This window comes from Pedobacter sp. (assembly GCF_035566355.1).
GTDB lineage: Bacteria > Bacteroidota > Bacteroidia > Sphingobacteriales > Sphingobacteriaceae > Pedobacter.
Map to the genome: position 1 here is coordinate 1 of NZ_DATMRL010000499.1, position 3,979 is coordinate 3,979.

The window sequence follows — 3,979 nt, forward strand, 5'->3', positions numbered from 1 at the left end:
ACAGGATACCCAAACGCCTAAGGCGAGAAACTCAAATGCAGCAATAAGGACATTGTACAGGCCGCCAAGACCATGAAAGATTCTATGGGTACCGGCTACTCCGTCAATCATGATTTCGAGTACCTCTATGTTCACAATAACAAAGCCCGCGTACACCAATAAGTGAAGAAAAGCAGGAATCGGACGGAAGAACATTTTCGTTTGACCAAAGGCTACTTTCAGCATGGTCATCAATCTTTTTTGCGGTTGATCTGAACGGTCCGCTGGCTTACCGAGGCGAATGTTGCGGATCACTTTTTTTGCATTATAGCTGAATAAGGCTACAGCAGCAATAAAGAGGGCTATAAACAGGATTTGTGCTATCATTCTTCAAAATCTTTGGTCACGCTAAGTTAAGCTAATTCACGTAAAACAAGATTATTATGCATGCATAAAATGCGAAATTTAGAAGAGTTTTAAATAAAATTCGGTGCATAGTGGTTGTTGCCCAATTAAATAGTTAAAATCAGGAGGTTTAAAAATTTTTAAAATTAAGATTAACTGATGTATTGAATAGCTGGATCTACTTGATCCATACATAGCGGTTGGTGGTGCACTTTGGGCACCAATAGATTCTTACCGGAAGAAAACCCAGTACGTGTTTTAAGAAAAAGGAGCGTGGCACCTGATAATGGAAATCTGTTCCGCACTTCCGGCATTTATGATCCTGGTAACCCATATTGTTTTGTTTAAGAGCTAAAAACGTTATTTAAATAATTTATAATTTGTATATAGCAAAATTAAAGCCAACAAAATATGTTTTTGTTAGGGCTTTAATTCCGTTACTGATAATGAACGTCGGGGAAACAAAAAAAGCCCCAGATTTCTCTGGGGCTTTTAAAGTGGTGTGGGCCGGGATCGAACCGGCGACACAAGGATTTTCAGTCCTTTGCTCTACCGACTGAGCTACCGCACCATTTTGTTTTTGTGTAATTCCCTTCGGTTGGGAGTGCAAATGTAGTTTCTTTTTTTTTAACTCCAAATTTTATTTGAAAAAAAGTTGAAATAAATAGTTGGGGAAATGATTTTAATTGAGAATGAATATACGTTACAACGGGTTAAGTTTCTAAAGGTGAATTATTTAGGCGAAAGGTTTTTTGGAGAAAAAAAAGATGATTTTTTTTTAAAAAAAAATCATCTGCTTACCTCTTTCAGGATCAATATTGCTTTTTCCATTTCTGCAGGTGTCAGGGAAGCAAAGCCAATTCTTAAAGAATTGTAGGAAATTTTATGGGTATTATATAATTCGCCATCAGAAATCTGCAATCCTTTTATGCCGGCGCGAAAAGCAATTTCTTTTAAAATCAAGGGATCTTTAAATTTTACCCAGATGGCCATTCCTCCATCGGGCTTCTGGTACTCCACCAGACCTTTCATGTGTTGATCCAGCAGGTTACAGCAATGATCTCTGCGCTCGAGATAAGTTTTATTTGTTTTTTTTAAATAACGGCCAATATCTCCGTTATTGATCAGGGTAGCTAGTGCATCTCCAAGTAATTGATCACTTCTGAGATCTATAAGGCGTCTTCTGTCTCCTGCTTCTTTGATAAAATTTGCATGAGCAATCATAAATCCGATCCGTACATTGGCAGATAAGGTTTTGGAAAAGGATCCAATATAGATGATTCTGCCCTCATGCTTGCTGCTGGCCAGTGGAAGGTAGGGGGCGGAACTGTAGTGAAAATCATAATCATAATCATCTTCCACAATTGCAAAATTATAGCGGGCGGCGAGTTCCAGCAAATGCATCCGACGTTCCGGACTTAAGGTAACTGTAGTGGGATGGTGGTGGTGGGGAATCACATATAGCACTCTGATCTTGTTTTTTGTGCAAAGTTGTTCTACTGCCTGGATGTCCATGCCTTGCTCATCTACCGGAACACGTAGAATTTTTGCCCCGGTTTGGGTAAAAACAGCATTAGCCAGAAAATAACTTGGTTCTGCAACAATGACTTTATCTCCTGGTTTTAAAAGCAGATTTGCAGCCAGATAGATGCTCATTTGTGCACCTTGGGTAATCATGATGTTTGAACTGTCTACTTGTAGGCCCCGGGTTTCTGCCAGATAGGGAACCAGACTTTCTCTGAGAAAGAGCGAGCCTGTAGCCTGGCCCTGGATCATTTTGTTAGAAGAGATACTTTTTTGCCGGCTGCGGTATTCTCTGAAGAGCAGGTCGAGCGGTGCCAATCTGGTGTCCGGGAGCCCTTCATTGATCACCAGGTCTGGGGTAATGAGGGGAAGGACCGGAAAATGAACTCTTTGTGCGGAGCTATAAAAGGAAACCGACATTTTTCCTTCATAGCCTGTTTTGGGTTCCCGGCTCCAGGACCTGGCTTTAAGTCCAGGTAAATTTTGTGCCACCCTGGTGCCTTTTTTAGGTTCTACTTCTGTCCAGCTTTGTGCATACAGTTCGTCATAGGCCGCAATAATGGTTTTTCTGTGAACATCCAGTGATTTAGCCAGTTCTCTTGTCCCGGGAAGCTTTACTCCAGGGGTCAGAATCCCAGAGCTGATCGCATTCACGAGGCTGTTTGATATTTGAAGGTACAGGGGAATCGTTGAAGATCTGTCGAGTGAAATAAAAGTTGGAAAAGGTAGCATCTGGACTATTTGCTTTTTAAAAACTGGATGCTAATTTAGTCCATAGGAGCGGTAAATTTGTGTAAAATATTTAACATCATGTCAAAAAGAAAATCAGTACCTGAATCCGACCCAAAGGCTTATAAAGCGATGCTTGGACTGGAGAAATACCTCAATGAAAGTAGTTTAGATAAAATTCATGCAGAACTGATCAAGATCAGAGTATCTCAGATAAATGGTTGTGCTTTTTGTTTAAACATGCATACCAAAGATGCACGGAATCTTGGAGAAACAGAACAAAGAATCTATTTACTGGATGCCTGGAGAGAAGCTGCTTTTTATTCAAAGGAAGAACGTGCGATTCTGGCATTGGCAGAAGAAATGACTGTGTTGTCTAAACACGGGGTATCTGATGCAGTTTATGACCATGCTCTGGAACTGCTCGGACAGCAATATCTTACAGAAGTAATTATGGCTATTATCACCATTAATTCCTGGAACCGTCTTGGAATTACGACTGGCCTTCATGCGGAATAGCAGGAAGAGTAATACTTAAAGAAGTGGGCGGGAATGAACCCACTTCTTTTATTTTTAAAACATTTCCTTCAAATGTTTATAGTTTGATTTTACCGTTGCAAGAACCTCATCCATTTTTCCGCCCAGGATCATTTTCCCCATGGTAACTGCATATCCTTTCATTTGTTCAAATTCTATTTTTGGTGGCATAGCCAATGCTTCGGGATCTGTAAATACATTGATCAGTACCGGTCCATCGTGCTGGAAAGCTTCAGTTAAGGCCGATTTTACCTGATCTGGTTCCGTAACTGTAATCCCTCTGAAACCCATGGCTTGTGCCACTAGTGCAAAATCGGGGTTGATCATATCCGTTTCATGATCTGGCAGGCCTGCAACTTCCATTTCCAACTTCACCATACCCAAAGTGCGATTGTTAAAAACAACCAGTTTAACAGGTAGATTATATTGTTTTATGGTGGCAAGGTCTCCCAAAAGCATGGATATTCCTCCATCCCCACACAGGGCAATCACTTGTCTGCCAGGATTGGATAAGGCCGCGCCTATTGCCATTGGCATGGCATTGGCCATGGATCCGTGATTAAATGAGCCCAGCAACTTTCTATGCCCGGTCGCATCAATATAGCGCGCGCCCCAAACACAGCACATTCCGGTGTCAACTGTGAAGATTGCATCCCTGCTGGCCAGGTCATTGATCACGGAGGCTACAAATTCAGGATGAATGGCTTCTTTTTTGCCATTATCTTTTACATAGGTGAGCAGGTTTTCTTTAACCTTGTCATACAGATGGAGATGCGCTTTAAGAAAACTATCATCACTTTTGACC

Annotated in this window: 3 protein-coding genes, 1 tRNA gene and 1 pseudogene; 1 reads left to right on the plus strand and 4 read right to left on the minus strand. The window is 41.2% G+C overall.

The window, feature by feature from the left end:
- From VNZ46_RS19420 to VNZ46_RS19430, 3 genes and pseudogenes are all read right to left on the minus strand, one after another.
- Nucleotides 1–366 (minus strand): annotated as a pseudogene (locus VNZ46_RS19420) (Fe-S oxidoreductase); the annotation flags it as partial.
- Between the two features lie 516 nt (nucleotides 367–882).
- A tRNA-Phe gene (locus VNZ46_RS19425) sits at nucleotides 883–955 on the minus strand.
- A 218-nt stretch (nucleotides 956–1,173) separates the two neighbouring features.
- Nucleotides 1,174–2,640 carry a PLP-dependent aminotransferase family protein gene (locus VNZ46_RS19430; protein ID WP_325561721.1) on the minus strand — a complete coding sequence of 489 codons (1,467 nt, stop codon included), beginning with the start codon at nucleotides 2,638–2,640 and terminating at the stop codon, nucleotides 1,174–1,176.
- Between the two features lie 78 nt (nucleotides 2,641–2,718).
- Here VNZ46_RS19430 and VNZ46_RS19435 point away from each other — a divergent pair, with 78 nt between their 5' ends.
- Complete coding sequence (locus tag VNZ46_RS19435; RefSeq protein WP_325561723.1) at nucleotides 2,719–3,156, plus strand: carboxymuconolactone decarboxylase family protein; 438 nt, start codon at nucleotides 2,719–2,721, stop codon at nucleotides 3,154–3,156.
- A gap of 54 nt (nucleotides 3,157–3,210) precedes the next feature.
- Here VNZ46_RS19435 and VNZ46_RS19440 read toward each other — a convergent pair.
- Nucleotides 3,211–3,979: thiamine pyrophosphate-dependent enzyme (locus tag VNZ46_RS19440; RefSeq protein ID WP_325561725.1), on the minus strand; the 769-nt coding region annotated here is incomplete at its 5' end.